Consider the following 16,706-nt stretch of genomic DNA (forward strand, 5'->3'; position numbering starts at 1 on the left):
CGGCCCGTTGTCGCTGGTCCACCAATATGCGTGCAATGATCTTGAGTGTGTTTCCGCAGGTCGGACACCGGATTCGGCCAATACGCGGCCAAGATGAAGAGCCCCGGTGGTGGGCCGGGGCTCTGAGGGCGGTTGGTATGCGGTCATGCGGCGAGGGCGTCGCCGATCCGCTTGTTGGCGATCTCCTGTTGGCCGTCGATGCACTTGGCGTAGACCCTCAGGAGGACATCGACGCTGTGGCCCGCTCGTTCGGCCACATCCGGAGCTGAGACGCCTGCATTGAGCCACAGGGAAACTGCCGCGTGCCGGAGATCGTACGGGCGCTTGGCGAGCGGAGAGGCGACCTGGGCGGGCGTGAAGGCCAGGATCCGGGCACCCTGCCAGACCTCGGTGTAGGCGGTGGAGGCGACAACTCCGCCTCGCTCGCTTCGAAAGATACGGCCGTCCTTGGCCGTCCCGTACTCCGCGATGTGCTCGCGAAGGATGTTGACTAGCACTGGTGGGATAGGGACCGGCCGGACATCCTGCCTACCTCGATGCTTGAGGCCGCGTTCTTCGTGGGCGTCCCCGCTGTCGGTCCACTGGGTGTTGACCTCTGGCCGGGACACGTCGATGGTCAGCCGCCCCCAGCCTGACGGAGGGAGGTGGCAGTCCTGGATGCGGAGGCCGACTGCTTCGGCCGGGCGCAAAGCGGCGTAGTACATGCAGGCGAAGAGAGCCATCAGCCGCCGGCCCCTGCCGCGCCGTCCTACGTAGGTCACTGCGGTCAGCAGCTCTTGTGCCTGGCGGGGATTCACCACAACGCGCGGGTCTACGGTCTCGGTGGTCTTGGGCGGCTTCCACTTGACCTTGTGCAGCGGATTTGCCGAAAGCTCCTCCAGCTCCACCGCGTACTCCAGGAGCGAGTGGAAGACGGCACGCTTGCGAGCGATCGTCGTTGAGGCCGCCGCGCTGCCATCGAGGCACAGCGTCAGGGCGTGCAGGGCGAGCCGTACCGTCTTGGCCTCCTCCAGGCTCCCCAGGTCGAGCGAGGCCGCTTTGAGCCAGGAGGCCGTGGCAGCGTGCTGCTGCGGCACGTCCGGCCGTTTGTCCTCGGGCAGGAGGAGGCACTTGCGCAGGACCGTGCGAAGCTCGCGAGCGTCCGGGCGGCCTGCGCGATCCTTGGTCAGCGCGGGCAGGACCGTTGCGAGAGCGTCGGACATGCTGTCTCGGCTCTTGGCCGCCGCATGTGGCCACTTGATCTCTATGAACGCCTGGGCGAACTCCAGCACGCTCCGAGCGTCCTTGGCCTTGAGCATGGACGCAGGAAGCCCGGAGTCCACATCGAACGCCTCACCCCGCTTGGCCGCCTGCCGGAGATCAGACAGGAAGCTCTCGGCCAGAGCCTTGGTTCGGTAGGTCTTGGAGGAGCGCTTGCGGGCGACAGACCAGCGGACGACGTAGGAAGGCGTCTTGCTGGACTTGTTGCGGCTGATCTCGAAGAACTTCACGTCGTAGGAGGTCGTCATGCGGCGCTCCGGAGAGATTCGAGCCAGGCGTTGAGATCGCTGCGGTAGATGCGCAGTTCGCCGTTGGGCAGGCGGATGCCCTCCGGAGCCTTGCCGATCTCGCGCCAGCGGTAGAAGGTGCGGCGGGAGACGCCGCCGAGCTCGTCGAGGACCTGAGCCACGGTCAGCAGCTCGTCTCGCTTCGTCATGCGGCCCTCCCCGTGAGCTCGATTGCCGAAAGATCTTGTACTGCCGCTCTGGCTTCCAACTCGCGGAGATGGGCACGCCATCGTTGCCGTTCGTGGACGGATCTGAGGAGCCGGACGGAGAGAGGCGGCACGTTGGCGTCTCCGGCCGGGACAGGCCGCCACACATAGCGATGAGGGTCGGTGGGTTCGTCGAGTTGGCCGAGGGCTTCCAGGACCCAGGTACGGCGATCCTGCTTGTGCTCGGCGAGTGTCTTGTTCGACCACTTACGGGAGACCAGAACGCGGCGTCCGGCGTAGCCCAGGTGATCGGGCTTGTGGGCTTTGCCACGGCATCGGCCCGGAGCCATGCCAGCCTTGGCGTCCTTGGGCTGGACTCCGTAGCGCAGCCAGTTCGGACAGGCAGGTGAGCAGGGCTCGAAGCGGAGAGCATCGAGCATGCGGGCGGCGTGCTCACGCTGGGAGTGTCCGCCGTCGAGGCTTTCGGCGATCGACTTGGTGAGGTACTTGGACAGGTAGCGGATGCACCGGTCGGCGTCCGGTGTCCCGGCGAGAACGCCTTGGATATCGACTTGTTCGCCGAAGCGGATCACGTGCTGGGGCTCGGCGTCTTCGTCGGCGTCGAGCTGGTCTAGGGCCTCGTCCCAGGTGGGCAGGACTTCACCGGTCTCTGGGTCGAGGTAGCCGGTGCCGTCCTGCCAGACGGGCAGGTGGTGGCCGTCAAAGAGCACCTTGTTGGCCTGTGGCGGCGGCTATCTGCTTGATCTCGGCGCGCGGCAGAGTGCCACGGATGGCCATGTGCAGGTGGGGGGCGAGCCGCTTCTGCGGCTCCACAGAGGCGAAGTACTGCACGTCGTAGCCTGCGACACGGCGAAGGTTCTGCACGAAGCGATCGACGAGCTTGGAGAAGTGCAGCGCGTCTCGAGCGGCACGCTGGTAGTCGTACGCGTCTGGATCGACGGGCACGCCGTCACGGACCTTGCCGTACGAGGGCAAGGTCAGCGTGACGAACAGGGAGGGCCGGTAGGTCTTGCCGTCTGCGGCTTGGAAGGTGCGCCCGAGCGTGGTGTTGGCCATCTTGCGCTTGGGCAGGTCCGGCACGTCCTGCCGCCGTCTGGTCGAGCGAGAGCGCTTGGGAGTGGTACGCCCGAGGACGCTACCGCGCATGCCAGCGGCGGTGATCTCCTCATCGAGACCGGTGATGATCGCGTCCAATTCGGTGGTGTCGTCGCTGGCCTTCTCGGCGGCGTCACGCTTGGCCTGCATGTCGGCGCGGAACTCGACGAGCCAGCGCTGTTCCTCGTTCGCCTCGTCCGGCGTGATGGTGGGCTCCTCGTCGAGGTGCCATCCTTCACGGCACTGAGCCATGCGGAGCTGCCGGTTGCGCTTGGCGCACGGTGGACACTTGCTCTCCAGCGTGGAACCGCACGGGACATCGATGATCTCGGACTTGCCCGTCACGGTGTCGAGTCGCCGGAGCGGTACGGGCCGGATGCACACCCCATGCAGTTTGGCGACCTCTTCGACGACATCACGGGCCATCGGCATGGCCATCCGAACCGCGCGGGGAAGGGAACGATCGGTCATACGGTCCTCCCTTCGTCGGGAACGGTGAGGGCGGTCTGGCCGCATTCAGCGCACTCGACGACGCCACGGAGCGGATCGAGCCACAGGACGTTGAGCGCGCCACAAATCGAGCAGCGCAGGCCGTCAAGGAAGTGAGCGAGTGTCGTCACGCGGCCTCCCTGAACTCGGCGACCATGGCGCGGATGTCGGCGTCGGAGACGTATGCAGCGCGCACGCGGATGGGCTCTGGCGAGGTCTCCATGCGCATGTAGGCCACGCCCGCACCCTGCTCGGGGATGGGCGAGATGTGGTCGGCGAGAGCGCCGCGATCCCTTGCACCGTCGCCGAGGACCATGTCCACCTGCTCGGACTCGTCGAGCCGGAGAGCGATCTTGTCAGGGAAGAGGTTGCGGATGTTCATGACCTCTTTGCGTGGGTCCTGGAGCGCCGCCATGACACCGACGCCGACCGAGCGGCCCTGGGTGGCGAGCGTGGCCAGAGCAGCGGAGATGCGTTGCCGGAGGTGCTTGTCGGGTTGGTAGGCGGTCAGGAACGCCACCTCGTCGACGAGCACCAGGACGAACGGATCCTCGATGGCCGGGATATGGGAGCGCTGGAGACCGGAGAAGCGGGCGGCCCGCTTTTGCATGACGCTGACGGCCTCGTCGAGGAGGTCGGCGCAGTCGGCTGGATCGGCGGCGTAGCGGCCTTGGAACAACTCTCGTCCGAAGGACAGCTCCATCAGTTTGGGATCGAGCGCCCAGACTTCTACGAGGCCAGCCCGCATGGCGGGAAGCAAGCCGCGGATGGTGGCCCACAGGAATGAGCCCTTGCCGGCCCCGGTCGCCCCCGCGATCAAGACGTGCGTGCCGTGCACCTTGAGCCGTAGCGGTTGCCCATCTTCCTGCTTACCGATCTCGACCGGCCCCACGGTCGGCTCCTCTGGGATGGGGAGCGCGGGTATAGGTTCAGCGAGCGGATCGCTACGCGGAAAGGTCAACAGCAGGCGTCCGCCCTTGATGAGCGCGACGCGACAGGATGCAGCGCCGAAGCCCTGGGCGAGGTTGTCGATGCGGTCGGCCCAGTCTTTGATCGCCTGTCCCTTGAGCATGCGGACGGTGATCCGGTCGGCCCAGCCATCGCACTGGACGCGGGCGAGGACGGGCAGGTAGTCGCGGCCGTGCACGCGCTTGGCGAGGCCGGAGACGTCCATGACGGCTTGCCAGTGGCGGCGGTAGACCGACATGAGCCGCCACCAGGCCAGCAGCCGCCAGCCGACCAGACGGGAGAAGGAGTAACGATCGGCGAAGGCCCAGGAGATCAAGGCCAGGACGACGATGCCGAGCGTGGAGGCCGCGAGGGGCCAGCCGTGCCAGGTCCAGATGACGCCGAGGGCGGCCGGTACGGCGACGGCGACGGGATGCCGCCAGATCGTACGAACGAGGCCAGCAAGGAAGCGCCAGCCGTAGATGAGCAGAGTGACGACGGCAGGAGTCTTGAGCACGGCCGGGCGGAAGACGACGGCCGTGTCGGGCGTAGTGGAGACGAGGCTGCGCGCCTCATCGCCAGGCAGCCGCTTGAACATAAGCTGGAAACCTCTCGTGATGTCGCAGTCAGGGGAGAACCGAGGGGCCGCCGGAAGTTGCCGCTTCCAGCGGCCCCGCTTCTTGTCAGGCCGCGTCTGTGGCGTCCTTGGCCGACTGTTCGGCGTGCAGGCACTCGCAGTCGGCCAGGTAGCGAGCGGCGGCGTTGAAGATCTCTCGGGCGGTGGCCAGGTCGGCGTCCGTGACCGGCCCAGCTCCGGTGGTGGAGATGTGCACGTCCGCCTCGTGGGAGCTGAACTCCAGGTACGGCCGCGGATTGCTGAGCAGCATTCCGGCGCGAACCTTGAGACGCGTTGTGTGGAAGGAGACCCCGACGTGCGGCGCGGACTCGGGGCGCACGGACAGGGTGACGTAGGTGTAGGGCCGGTGCTCGCTCACGCCGCCACTCCCTGACCATCGGGGAGCCCGTAGAAGCTGCGCTCCATGGAACGGGCGAAGCGGGAGGCCTCGCGGGCGAGCTGGCGCGCGAACTCCAGGTCCTCCTCCGTGACGGGTCCGCTCGTGGTGACCAGGACGGAGGTAGCGCCGAAGTCGAGCGCCAGGACGGGCTCACGGCGGGTGAACGGGTGGTTCATAGTGCGGGCGGCGTGGCCGGTGGTCAGCCGGATCACGCTGTTGCGAGGGGTACGGCGACGGGTCATCAGGCGGCGTCCTTTCCGGCCTTGCTCGTCGGGGCGGTCTGGGCGGTCTGGCGTGGAGCGTGCATCTCACGGACCTTGATCGAGTACGCGAGACGACCGTTGCCGTTGACGTACGGCGTGATGGAGACCCCGTCGAACTCGACGGGCGTGAACGGCAGCCCCGGCATGGGCGACGGCGGCACCGGCTGGACCGGAGCCAGGATCTTGACCGCCACCGTCTTCTGCGCGGGCTTGAGAGTCGGGTCACCGTCCATGACCGCGACCTGCCAGACCAGCTCTCCGGTCTGCTTGTCGCGAGACTGCACGAACCGGCCGTTGGACGAGGCGTCGAAGTCCTTGACCGGCTCGACCTCGCCGACGATGTAGCAGCCGTGCGGGAAGACCATGGCGAAGGTGACGGGGATGGGGCCTTGTAGAGCCATAACGGATTCCTCTCTTGGATGACAGGCACTCGACCTATCAAGTAGTTAGACCGTAACTCTGCGTAGCTTGCTAGGTCAAGTGACTGAGTGTGAGGTGACGGGTGTGTCACCTGTGCGATAGACAGGCGCCCAAGCCGATGGTCGGACATCTGGGGAGGATCTGATGCGAATCCTGTGGGGCTGCTTAGCCGTGGCCGTGATCGCCCCGCTGGTCGGGCTGTTCCTGCTGATCATGAAGCCGGTGTGGCGCGACGATGCCCGGCTCGACGACTTTCATGAGCGAGTGCTGGCCATCCCGCTGCCGCCTGAGACACGCAGCAATGGCGACACCGAAGCCGAATTCGGCAAGAACTCCGGTGGAAGTGGCGACTACTGCCACTATGAGATCCGACTGCCTCTCAGCACCGGCCTGTCGGCGGGGGAGATCGGTGCCTACTACCGCAAGGCCGCGATTGCCGGAGTGGAGAACGAGTCCAACGTCCGTCTGACCTGGGGCGAGGACACCGGAGACGGTAGAGCCGTCGTTGTGGAGTTCAGCGACATCAGCTCCAGCGATTGGGACCACCGCTGCACATAGACGGCAGCCCGATCACGTGATCGGGTAGGCGTCTTCCAACTCGTGCCGGTCAGCAGGGAGCAGGACCTCGACGACAGCAAGGGGCCGGCCGGAGGCATCACGGACAGCGCCGAAGACCGCTAGGAGCGGGATGTTCTTGGGCATGGCCAGTTGCTTTGCCTCGTCGGACGCAGGCATGCGCGCGGTGATCTGCTCCACGATGTGGTCGAACCGGACGCCCTTACGAGCCTGAAGATGTTCTCGGAACCCCTGCCGCAACGGCTCACCACTGGTGAGGTCCGTACCGCCGGAGAGATCCAACGGCAGCCAGAGCGACACCAGCTCGGTCGGCTCGCCGTCACGCACGATGAGCCGCCGCCGAACGAACACCTTGCTCTTGGGCTGCACGTCCAGCAGCACACCAACGCGGTTCGGGGCCGCCACAGCGCCCACTTCGACAACCTCGCCCGTAGTGCCGGCCTCCGGCTTGGTCAGGTACGCCTGTCCAGGCCGCTTCTGCTCAATGGAGGCCATGGCCGGACGGCCGCGCACGAAGCGCCCCTTGCCCTGCTGGGACTCGATCCAGCCCTGCTCACGCAGCACGCGCAGGGCGGCGACCACGGTGGGACGGGAGACGCTGAACTCCTGGATGAGCTGGTTCTCGCTCGGCAGCAGGGCGCCCGGCGGGTAGTCCCCTGACTCGATACGCCGCTGAAGAGTGTGCACAAGCTGTGCATACTTCGGTGGCACGGACTCTAGTGACATCATGACCGTCCAGCACCCGACAAGTTGTTTTACTAAGTTTGAGCGTAACCGGATCGCCACTGCGTGTCCACGCGGATTGAAGAAGCGACGGCCATACGAACGAACTCGGCAGGTAGACCAGCGCACGGCCCCGGGGGATGGCGACGTGGGATACCGCTAAACCCGCCTGCCGAGAGAGGAGGCACGACGAGGCGGGCGGGATGAGCGCCCGTTCCCCTCCGACCGGGAGCAACCCGCCTCGCCGTGCCCGTCATCACCTGGCGATGTACTCAGCCAGGACGCTTGCCGCACCCTCCGGATCGCTCGTCGGGTGACGCCTCTCCGCGTTCTGCCACGAGTAGTAGGCCCCGCCGTACCCGACGAACACCCACACCGGCAGGCCCGGCGCAGCGGGATGCACCATGAGCGCGCTGTTGTTGTCCCGCAGTTCGGCGTTGACACCGAGGTTCGTGAGCTGGTCACGCAGCCGGACGAGCATGTCGCCCTCGTCTTGGTCCTGCGCGAAGCCGGTCATCGCCGCCAGCATGATCGAATTCACCTTTCGCTCCCTTCGGCCCGGCCGCTTCCGAGGCAGTCGAGACACTCCCGCTCCCCACTTGTGGACGGCTCTCCGTCGCTGTCATCGATGAGGAGCGCACGGCGTGAGTCACGCAGCTTGATCCCGCGTCCCCGACATGCGGGGCAGGGCGCACCATCGCTCTTCTCATCAGGCCGGATCACCGTCGCCATCTCCTCGTTCATCCGGCGTTCCCTGTGGCGGGAGGCCGCGTGACGTACCGTGGTTGATTGATGACAAGTCCACCGGCAACCGCATCTGAGCAGGACCCCTGAACGGCCCCCTTGTTTCCCCTTTCGAGCCCCCAGCCGGGAGGAAGAACCGCAGATGCCCGACTACATCCCAAACGTTCGCCTACGTGCCTGGCGCAACGAGCACAGGCTCACCCGCGCGGACATGGCCGACCGCATCAACGCCACACCGGTAGGCATCGCCGAACGCCTGACGTGCGACGAGGAACGGGTCCGCCGCTGGGAGGCCGGCGAAGTCCGCTGGCCACGCACGCCGTACCGGCTGGCGCTCACTCAGTTGACCGGCATGGAACCCGAAGCGCTGGGGTTCTCACCGAACAGGCAGACAGCCAGCCGCCTCATCGAGGCGAAAGTCATGCCGATGGATGCCCTGCGGGCGGAGGCTGACTTGTACGGGACGATGGAGCTTGCCCAGCAACTCCAGGCATCCGACGTCGGAACCGGAACGCTGGAGGCTCTCGCCGAGGCCGTCGACTTGCTGTGCCGCGCCTATCCAGTGGTACCCGCTGGCACACTGCGTGATCGCACGCAAAAGCGCCTGGCCCAGATCAACCATCTACTCGCCGGACGTCTCACCCTTGACCAGCACCGTGAATTGCTCGTGATCACCGGCTGGCTCACCGCTCTGCTGGGGTGCGTCCACTATGACCTGGGTGAGAGGGAAGAGGCCGAGACCGCCCGACGTACCGCCTTCGAAATGGGTCGTCAGGTAGGGCACGGCGAACTCATGGGATGGGCACACGAAATGTCTGCCTGGTTCGCCCTCGTCGAAGGCCGCTACGAAGACGTCGTCACCGCCGCCCGCATGGGCCAGGCCGTAGCCGGCACCAGCAGCGCCATGGTCCAACTCACCCTCCAAGAAGCCCGCGGCCTCGCCCGCATCGGCGACCGCCGCGAAGCCGACCGCGCCTTGACCCGCGGAGCCGAAGTCCTCAGCAGCCTGCCCACGCCCGACCGTCCAGACCACCACTTCGTCTTCGACCACGCCAAGTGGGTCTTCTACGCCGCCACCTGCTACACCTGGCTCGCCGACGACGACCGCGCCGAAGAACACGCCCGCGAAACCATCCAGATGCACACCCGCCCAGACGGCACCTCCAACGCCCCCATGCGCGTCGCCGACGCCCACATAGACCTCGGCATCATCTACGCCCGACGCGGCGACCTCGACGCTGCGGTTGAAGAGGGCATGGCCGCATTCGACATCGACCGACGCTCGCTCACCGACCTCGTCAACCGCGCGGGAGACCTCGACCGCGTCCTACGGCAACGCTACCGAAGAGAAGCGCTCGCCGAAGAATTCCACGAACGGTTTGTGATTGCACGGCGAGCCCTCGCGAACCGTCGCCCGGACCTGCTCGACTAAGCATAGGACTATTAAGTAGATTGACGGCCGCGCTGCGGATCATTGGTCTGTTACGGCCAGTCTCGCAATGACAAACATGAACGGGACCCTAATAGCTCTCCAAGCAGCCTGTGCTATTTGTGGCCTCTGGCTATCCCTTGTCTTCGCGGGCTAGCTCTTCGCTAAAAAACTCGATTGTTTCTAGCCGTGTACCGTCTGGTCGAATCTCGATAGTCCTTCTCTTCACTACTCCCTTGGTGATTCGGCGAGAGGTTGCCCTCTTTTCGCTACGCAGTCTTTTAGGAACCTCTTCCTCCGAGGTCTCCTCCACAATCTCGGTGAACCTTTCCGGCTGCTCCCTGCTGAACCAGGCCGCAGTCCCGCCACTTGCTGCCGTGGCCAACACAACTGCCGCCCACGCGATTGGGTTTGCAACCAATTCTGTGGCAATATTGATGGAGATTCCAACTGCAGACGCAAGAACTGCGGTTGACAAACCGGCAAATAGTGGGTGCCCCCTAATCGATAGCTTTCTACGAGCTTCATTCGTCACGACGCTCACCGCCGACAAGGCTGCGTCGAAGCTCCAAAGCCTCGTTACGAGCATCTCTGTAGAAGCGTGCTGCGGGATCCCTTGGACCGGCCATCTCTATAGCAGTCTGATAAAGATTTATGGCCTCATCGATCGCATCGGTCAGGGGTTGACCGCCTAGAGGTCGATACCGCTCGATTAGCAGCGACGCTAGATTTGCGACATAAGAAGAAAGGAATCTATCGCTCGGGCTTAGCTGCGCGATCACACTGCGTAGCAAGGTGATTGCCTCGTCAAGATCGACAAAATTTCCGCTTGCCGAGTATCTCGCTTGTAGGGCAGTTGCGAGGTTTGAGATATAGGCAGACCTGACGCCAGAGTCGCTTGGCAGCAACTCAATAGATCTGCGAAGCAGGTTGATAGCTTCATCCAAGCTTGCTAGAGCGCGAGTTACATTGTGTTCATGAACCAAGGCAAGTGCGAGATTGGAGAGCTGTTGAGGAAGTCTAGACGAGTCTGGTTGAGATAGCTCAACTGCCTCCCGCAGATGATGCACGGCCGCATTCAGATCCGCAGCGGCGCCCGAACCCTCATAGCGTGCGCGGAGTGCGATCCCAAGGTTCGACAGCCTGCTGGCAAGCTCGGGTGTGTCCGGCTCGGTTAGCTCGGTCGCTCTTTGAAGAGTGGTGATGGCTTCATCTAGATCGGGCTGCTGACCTGTGTGCTCATAGCGTGCGCGGAGTGCGATCCCAAGGTTCGACAGCCTGCTGGCAAGCTCGGGTGCGTCCGGCTCGGTTAGCTCAATCGCTCTTCGAAGCACGGCTACAGCTCTATCGAGATCGGGCTGCAATCCTGATTCTGAATATGCTTGAATAAGGTCGGACCCGATTTCTGATAGAACTGTCGGATCGTTATCCAGATCGTGAGAAGTGGTAGAAATGCGGTGAATTGTTCTGTCGGCATTCTGAAAAACGGCAGAGTCAAATGATTGTTCTGCTCTAAATACGCAATCCTCAAACGAGATGTATCCACGAAAGATCGCTCGGTCAAAAAATGCATCACGATTAAATTGACTTGCATCAAAATATGCATCATCGGAAAAGTGGGCATCTACAAAAGAGGCATCCCAGCCGAAGTTTGCATTTCGAAAAATCGTGCGCCCGTTGAAGGTGGTGGAATCGAACGTCGCATTGCGGTCAAAGTTGACTCCACTGAAGTCACAGTCGCCAACGAAAACTGCATTACCCGCCGTGAACTGTTGCGCAAAGTGTGCATGGGAGAAGCGGGCGGAACCCTCAATTCTTGCTTCATAATAGAGTGTGTCGCCAGTAAAGTGGCTGCCGTCGCAGATCAGTTCACCGGAGAAGTGAGTATGTGAGAACCTGCTCTGGCCGATAAACACTGCATTGGCAAACGTGGCAGAGTGCAAGTGGCAGTCGGTAAGGTCGAAGTCGCGGAGATTGGCGCCGGTGAGATCGAGGTTTATATGTGGCCAAAAACGGTCCGACGTGTTGCCATCTTTGGGCAAGCGTAGATGTGTCGATATAACCCGCTGCGTTGTGGACCGGATCGTTATTTCGGCGCGCTCATCTGTATCGAGCAGGTCGATGTCCGCTTCCGTGCTGAAAGGGGAATCGCTCTGACCGAACCTCGAAGCGGAATCCTTTGGCAGGGGCATCCTCAGGTATGCGCATAGGACGTCAACAATCGTCTGGCGCAGGCTTGGGTTGTTTTGCCCTAGCCGTTCTAGCGCATATATCCCGGCCAGTTGCACTGGGGCTGAGTCGCTTCCCAGTTGCTCGACTGCGGTGGTGTATTGCTGCGTTGTCTCACGCTCCATCGCATCGGCGGCCGCAAGATCCGCCTGGCGTTGTCTTCGTGTGAGGAGTCGCAGCGCATAGGTAGCCGCCATGGCGAGGACGGCGGCACTAGCGGCAAGGACCACTTCAGCCCAGAGCCGAATCGTTTCAAACACGAATATATGTTCCCTAAGTATCTGTCTTGCCGAGTCTCGTTGCCCTAGCCGCAAGACCAAACTACAGCCGAGCCCGCGTCCCGGCGGCTCAAAGACACCTTTGAGCATGATCTTGCCTCGATATAAGCCTGAGGAGCAATAGTCTGACAGAGCTTGCCGGAAAGATCTCTCTACTATTCAGTACTGTTTGGCGAGCTTTCACTGACCGCAGCCAGGCTGTCTCGATGAGAGCGGCCTGTAGGTGCCGGTCGGTCCACCTGTAGTACGAGCGGCCTCCGGGCAACCCGCCCCGCGTCTCTGGCTTAATCGGTTGCTGTCCGGTCGCTGTGAAGTCCCCGTGTAGGCGCAGCGTAGGCCCAGCCATCACTGGTGTGTACTGTCTCGCTTGATGCTTGACACAGCCATCACTGGCCATCACTCGTGTCACCACCGGTGGCGTTGCCGAATTATTCTCATAGGAATCAAGCGGCGGCGCGCCGCGCCGCCGTACAGCGGCCCGTCGCTTGCCCGCCGCCCGGGCATGCGGCCTGGGGGCCGGTCCCGGGCGGCAGCAGCACGGGCCGCCACACCGACCGCCAACCCGCCGACCCGAACGATCTCGCCGACTCCAGTGCCACGCCGCCGCACGGATACAGCCCTACGATCGCCCCGTGTGGGCTGGCCTCCGTTGGTGGTCGGGGGCGATCGACGATCCGGCGCTTCGTTCCTCAGCACCGGCTCACCGGACAGTGGTCTACTCGCCGTGCTTCCACGCGCATCCCGTACCCGTAACCTGCTCATCGACCGGGTTCACGCTCATGCCCTCAGCTTGGTATTAGCTTCCGATCTTGGCATGTGCCCTGATTGATACTGATGGTGATCTATCGTGCATAGCAGGCTGTGGCGGTGAGGCCGTGTCGATTTGAAAGACGAGAGGCGGCCAGTGGTTGGATCAGCGGAACTCGACCTCGACACCACGCTCGGAGAAGATCTCCAGGAGATCGTCCAGTTCGACGTTCGGTCCCCAATACCGCAGGTCGTGGGTGAGCCGGTCGTAACCCGGGACGAGATGCCGGCGGGCCACGTCGGAGTGGTGCCAGACCAGCCGGAACGGGGTGGCGGCGCCCCATCCGCCGTAGAGGCAGTCGTGCAGGGCGTGGAGGTTGCGGCCGAAGTAGCCGCCGGGACCGTTGATCGCCTCTCCGACGGCGCAGTAGAAGGCATCGATATCGGTGACGAAACGGCCGTCGAGGTGATACGTCGTTCCCGCTGGTTTGTCAGGCAGGCCCCGAGGACGATGACAGGCGGCCAGGCCTGGCCATTCGTGCCGCAGCGGCCGGTCGTAACGTGCCCATAGGTTGGGCTCGACCGGGCCGCCGTCGTACCACGTCTGGAAGATCTCACGGGCGCCGCTCGGCAGTGGCTCCTCCACGCCGCCGTTCAGGGCGATGTCCAGCAGACCGTCGCCCAACCTCGACGGCTGGGCGGAAACGACGGCGGCCGACAGCACCCCGGCCCCTCCGGCAATGCGTCCGTCGCGTTGGACGGCTATGAGGGACGCCGTGATTCTGCGTCCCTCGCTGACCCACGGCAGCGGCGCTTCGGGACGGAAGCCGATCAGCGTCACCGGCCGGACGGGCGCGGCGGGGCGCACACGAAAGACTCCGGCAACGTCCAGGCATTCGCCGAGCTTCTCGTTATCGAGCGCGGACAGGCGAAACCCCGTCCCGTCGGGCTTCTCCTCCGACAGCCCACACTCCGGAAGCAGCCGGACGTATCCGCGTAAGTCGAGGTCCACCAGGCCGTCCCGGGCCGCCGACGGTCGTCGGCTGACCACGGTGACGTCGATGAGTTCCTCCTCGCACGTGCACCCGTGCTCGTACTCCCGGCACCCGTCGGGCCGCTGCTGCGGCCGGTGAACGGGCGTCAGGGCGATGCTGGGCAGCCACGCCCGCTCGGTCCCCAGATGCCGCAGCGCCTCCAGCAGCGGACCCGCCGGATCGCAGCCGAGCAGGGTGAAGGTCTCGGGCGGAGGCAAGGGGTCGGGGTCCACGAAGAGCCCGTCGATGTCGTGGCACATGCCCAGCGTGACGTCCGGCTCACCCACCTCACCGGTGTACTCGTCCAGCAGCAACCACCGCGCGCCCGATAAAGCAGAAGTCGTCATCACGACAGACCCTAACGGCTGGAGAACCGATGGACACGCCTCAGCGGCACCAGCACGGGAGGCACTGACAGCCGCGTTCGGGAGAATAACCGGATGCAGCGATTGGAGGCCGCGGGGGCTGGACTTGTCCCCGGGCAAGCGGTGCGAGTCCAGGTGACCAGCCATGAGCCGTGGGGTGTCATGGTGGTGATCTCCGGTCATGAGGACATCGGTGCGTCTGTGGACGGAGCAATGATCGACAGCCCTTCAGGGAGCTCGCGTGCCCTCTCCTGTGAATACCCTCGTATCGGGTCCGAGGCCGACGCTGTCGTACAGGAAGTCAGCCGGCACTTCCCGCCCGCCTGGGTGCGGTTGACGATGCGCAGAGAGGACCTGGCGTGCTTCCGATGGCGGTGCGACTTTTGCGGAACGCACGCCATCTTGAGCCCAGGTGGCGATGGAGTGGTCATGGAGGTCCGAAGCGCCGACGGCCCTGGCAGCACCGCTATCGTCTCCCACCGCGAATGCCTGGTCACACGACTTCACCCTCAAAGCCTTGAACCCGCCCGGGTCCGCTCGGTCGGCCGGAAGCAGTAGGCCTCTCACTCCCAAGATCCGGAATATGCGCGGAACGCTCTTCCCAACCTGGGAGGGAGCAACCACCTCGGCCCCAGGTCAGCGAGCCATCATCCGGGGAAGAGCGACCCACTTTTATCCGTGAGGGCGAGATGGACCTGACCAAGTCAGTTGCCCTCTGACAGACGTTGCCGGGCCGTCTCCCATGGCCGCATCTCGTCCTCTTCGTCGGCGTCCTCTTCGTACCAGCCCGTTTCCGAAAGCCACGTCTCCAACCAGCCGGCCAGGCTTTCGGAGTCGATGTACCACGCGTGGTGCCACTCATCGTCGATGCCGTTCGGCTCGAAGAGCAGTACGGCACCCTCGGGGCTACGGCAGTCCACTGCGGCGAACATGCCGCACCCCCAATCCAGGACCGGCAGGACATCCTGCGGCCAGTGCGTGGCCTCATCATCAGACCCTGCCGTCGCGCGTTCCTCGCGGTAGACGCTGACCGCGGTACGCCCTTCACCCAGGAGCGGAAAGAGCTGGTATTCAGGGCCGAAGCCGCCGTTGGCCACCTCACGGTAGAGCCGAGCGAGCACAGGAGGAAGGCGGAAACCCAAGATGCTTTCCGCTTGAGCCATTTCCTCTGCCGTGACAGGAGGAGGTAGCCGCTCTGGGGTCGCGCTCGCCTTCACCCGCACCCGGCGAAGAAGATCATCCATGCTTGTCATGGCGATGATCCTGCCATCTCTCCCAGACAATCCCTTCGACGGTCGAGGAGAGCAGTGGATTGGAGTTTGGGTTGCAATACGAGGTCGTTCAGAGGCGTTCATGATGGACCGGCATTGGCGTTGGCCTGCTGCTGGAGAGGCTTAAGGTCCGGTCTTCTCTCTGTAGGTGCCATCGGCCTAGGCTTCCTGCTCATGGCTCGCACTACTTCCAGCCCCCCGCTCGACATCACACAGATGTTCCCTGAGCTGAGCGCATACGCAAGGACAGCCGTCCGCCTCCACCCGCGGCCAGGCAAGCCGAGTATGTATAACAGCCACATCGGAGGACCACTGCTCTGGCCGTCCGACGAGCCATGGCCGACATGTGACCGAACGGTCCAGGTACAGGCCGCGCCCTTTGGCCAGCCTGGCTGGCTGACGATGAAGAACCGTGTCCCTGAGAGTCCGGTGCCCATGGTCGGTGTCGCACAGTTCTACGCACGCGACATCCCTGAGATCCCCTTTCCCGAGGGTGCCGATCTGCTCCAGGTGCTGTGGTGCCCCAACGAACACGACCTGGAAGACATTGGACTTGCTCCTGCCCCATTACTGGTCTGGCGCCGCACCGCCGACCTCACGGATGTCCTCGCCGATCCGCCCATGCGGGATCACACCACACCTGACGGTCTTCTCGACACTCCGGCGGCCGACCTCAGCTATGAGGATTACCTGCCGCGCCCCTGTGTGCTGCACCCCGAACAAGTCACCGAATACCCCTATCCTGAAGAGCTCCCCGAGCAACTCCAGACAGCCCTGGACGCGTGGAACGAAGAAGCCGATTACTCCTACGGATACCTGCTGTCCATTGCGCCGGGCTGCAAAATCGGGGGATGGGAGTCCTGGCACCTCACCGACATGTACGAGCTGCCCTGCAACATCTGCGGTACCGAAACCGAGCCGCTCCTCAAACTAGCCAGCAGCGAATGGGACGGCGAAAGCGGACGGCGATGGCGCCCGCTGGAAGAACGACACCTCGAACGGGGCATGCCCGAATACCTGGAGGCGTTGGAACCGACCACACTCCAGCTTGGCCGCTACGCGTCCCTCACCATCTTCCTCTGCCCCCGATCCACCGATCACGGCTACCGCCTGACCATCCAGTAGCCGAAGAGGAACTCATGGGTCTCCGGCGCCGGGATGTTCGCCGCGCAGGAGGTCAGGACCGTAGCCGGCTGAGGTTAGCTCCAGCGCCCACCGTGCAATATACGGGCAATGATCACGGAGCTCACGGCGGAGAGACATGGTCATGCCGCAGGTGGAAGGCCGTTTCCTAGCCGGAACGGTCACGAGCTGTAAAGCCGTAGGCAGATCGGATGGTGGCAAACCGAGCAGCTACCAAGATCT

The 16,706-nt window shown here is 64.0% G+C and carries 18 protein-coding genes; 3 read left to right on the top strand and 15 right to left on the bottom strand.

All coding sequences use genetic code 11. The annotated features are described in order from the left end of the window. Positions 1 to 143: 143 nt before the first annotated feature. The 9 genes from Q9G87_RS02685 to Q9G87_RS02720 form a co-directional block, all read right to left on the bottom strand. Complete coding sequence (locus Q9G87_RS02685) at positions 144 to 1,508, bottom strand: tyrosine-type recombinase/integrase (RefSeq protein WP_305914532.1); 1,365 nt, start codon at positions 1,506 to 1,508, stop codon at positions 144 to 146. After that, entirely contained in the window at positions 1,505 to 1,696 is a 192-nt protein-coding gene (locus Q9G87_RS02690) for a helix-turn-helix transcriptional regulator (RefSeq protein WP_132612273.1), read from the bottom strand. The genes Q9G87_RS02685 and Q9G87_RS02690 overlap by 4 nt, the downstream gene beginning before the upstream one ends. Beyond that, entirely contained in the window at positions 1,693 to 2,424 is a 732-nt protein-coding gene (locus tag Q9G87_RS61330; RefSeq protein WP_452448550.1) for a replication initiator, read from the bottom strand. The genes Q9G87_RS02690 and Q9G87_RS61330 overlap by 4 nt, the downstream gene beginning before the upstream one ends. After that, complete coding sequence (locus Q9G87_RS61335; protein WP_452448552.1) at positions 2,414 to 3,280, bottom strand: replication initiator; 867 nt, start codon at positions 3,278 to 3,280, stop codon at positions 2,414 to 2,416. Before Q9G87_RS61335 ends, Q9G87_RS61330 begins: the two co-directional genes overlap by 11 nt. Then, the gene (locus Q9G87_RS02700) at positions 3,277 to 3,429 is read right to left on the bottom strand and encodes a hypothetical protein (RefSeq protein ID WP_305914533.1); all 153 of its coding nucleotides are present in this window, start codon (positions 3,427 to 3,429) and stop codon (positions 3,277 to 3,279) included. Before Q9G87_RS02700 ends, Q9G87_RS61335 begins: the two co-directional genes overlap by 4 nt. Then, complete coding sequence (locus tag Q9G87_RS02705; protein WP_305914534.1) at positions 3,426 to 4,844, bottom strand: FtsK/SpoIIIE domain-containing protein; 1,419 nt, start codon at positions 4,842 to 4,844, stop codon at positions 3,426 to 3,428. The genes Q9G87_RS02700 and Q9G87_RS02705 overlap by 4 nt, the downstream gene beginning before the upstream one ends. Positions 4,845 to 4,929: 85 nt before the next feature. Next, complete coding sequence (locus Q9G87_RS02710; RefSeq protein WP_305914535.1) at positions 4,930 to 5,241, bottom strand: hypothetical protein; 312 nt, start codon at positions 5,239 to 5,241, stop codon at positions 4,930 to 4,932. Then, positions 5,238 to 5,504, bottom strand: coding sequence for a hypothetical protein (locus Q9G87_RS02715; RefSeq protein WP_305914536.1), 267 nt, complete (start codon positions 5,502 to 5,504; stop codon positions 5,238 to 5,240). Before Q9G87_RS02715 ends, Q9G87_RS02710 begins: the two co-directional genes overlap by 4 nt. Beyond that, positions 5,504 to 5,926 carry a plasmid replication, integration and excision activator gene (locus Q9G87_RS02720; RefSeq protein ID WP_305914537.1) on the bottom strand — a complete coding sequence of 141 codons (423 nt, stop codon included), beginning with the start codon at positions 5,924 to 5,926 and terminating at the stop codon, positions 5,504 to 5,506. Before Q9G87_RS02720 ends, Q9G87_RS02715 begins: the two co-directional genes overlap by 1 nt. Positions 5,927 to 6,089: 163 nt before the next feature. Between Q9G87_RS02720 and Q9G87_RS02725 the strand changes: the two genes are divergently transcribed. Then, positions 6,090 to 6,503: a hypothetical protein gene (locus Q9G87_RS02725; RefSeq protein WP_305914538.1), complete on the top strand. Its 414-nt coding sequence runs from the start codon at positions 6,090 to 6,092 to the stop codon at positions 6,501 to 6,503. A gap of 12 nt (positions 6,504 to 6,515) precedes the next feature. Here Q9G87_RS02725 and Q9G87_RS02730 read toward each other — a convergent pair whose 3' ends face one another. Together Q9G87_RS02730 and Q9G87_RS02735 are read right to left on the bottom strand one after the other, a co-directional pair. Beyond that, on the bottom strand, positions 6,516 to 7,208 hold the full coding sequence (locus Q9G87_RS02730; protein ID WP_305914539.1) for a GntR family transcriptional regulator: 693 nt from the start codon (positions 7,206 to 7,208) through the stop codon (positions 6,516 to 6,518). A gap of 292 nt (positions 7,209 to 7,500) precedes the next feature. Further along, complete coding sequence (locus Q9G87_RS02735; protein WP_305914540.1) at positions 7,501 to 7,785, bottom strand: hypothetical protein; 285 nt, start codon at positions 7,783 to 7,785, stop codon at positions 7,501 to 7,503. Between the two features lie 345 nt (positions 7,786 to 8,130). Here Q9G87_RS02735 and Q9G87_RS02740 point away from each other — a divergent pair, with 345 nt between their 5' ends. After that, complete coding sequence (locus Q9G87_RS02740; RefSeq protein ID WP_305914541.1) at positions 8,131 to 9,420, top strand: hypothetical protein; 1,290 nt, start codon at positions 8,131 to 8,133, stop codon at positions 9,418 to 9,420. A 130-nt stretch (positions 9,421 to 9,550) separates the two neighbouring features. Here the strand turns inward: Q9G87_RS02740 and Q9G87_RS02745 are convergent, their stop codons facing one another. The 4 genes from Q9G87_RS02745 to Q9G87_RS02760 form a co-directional block, all read right to left on the bottom strand. Beyond that, entirely contained in the window at positions 9,551 to 9,961 is a 411-nt protein-coding gene (locus Q9G87_RS02745) for a hypothetical protein (RefSeq protein WP_305914542.1), read from the bottom strand. Continuing rightward, entirely contained in the window at positions 9,942 to 11,906 is a 1,965-nt protein-coding gene (locus Q9G87_RS02750) for a pentapeptide repeat-containing protein (RefSeq protein WP_305914543.1), read from the bottom strand. The genes Q9G87_RS02745 and Q9G87_RS02750 overlap by 20 nt, the downstream gene beginning before the upstream one ends. 931 nt (positions 11,907 to 12,837) lie before the next feature. Further along, positions 12,838 to 14,052, bottom strand: a complete 1,215-nt coding sequence (locus Q9G87_RS02755; protein ID WP_305914544.1) for a barstar family protein — start codon at positions 14,050 to 14,052, stop codon at positions 12,838 to 12,840. 722 nt (positions 14,053 to 14,774) lie between these two features. After that, positions 14,775 to 15,425 (bottom strand): SMI1/KNR4 family protein, encoded by a 651-nt coding sequence (locus Q9G87_RS02760; RefSeq protein ID WP_371825719.1) that lies wholly within the window; start codon positions 15,423 to 15,425, stop codon positions 14,775 to 14,777. A gap of 318 nt (positions 15,426 to 15,743) precedes the next feature. Between Q9G87_RS02760 and Q9G87_RS02765 the strand changes: the two genes are divergently transcribed. After that, positions 15,744 to 16,466 carry a hypothetical protein gene (locus Q9G87_RS02765; RefSeq protein ID WP_305914545.1) on the top strand — a complete coding sequence of 241 codons (723 nt, stop codon included), beginning with the start codon at positions 15,744 to 15,746 and terminating at the stop codon, positions 16,464 to 16,466. Positions 16,467 to 16,706: the final 240 nt, after the last annotated feature.

Origin of the sequence: Nonomuraea turcica (assembly GCF_030718205.1) — a bacterium.
GTDB lineage: Bacteria > Actinomycetota > Actinomycetes > Streptosporangiales > Streptosporangiaceae > Nonomuraea.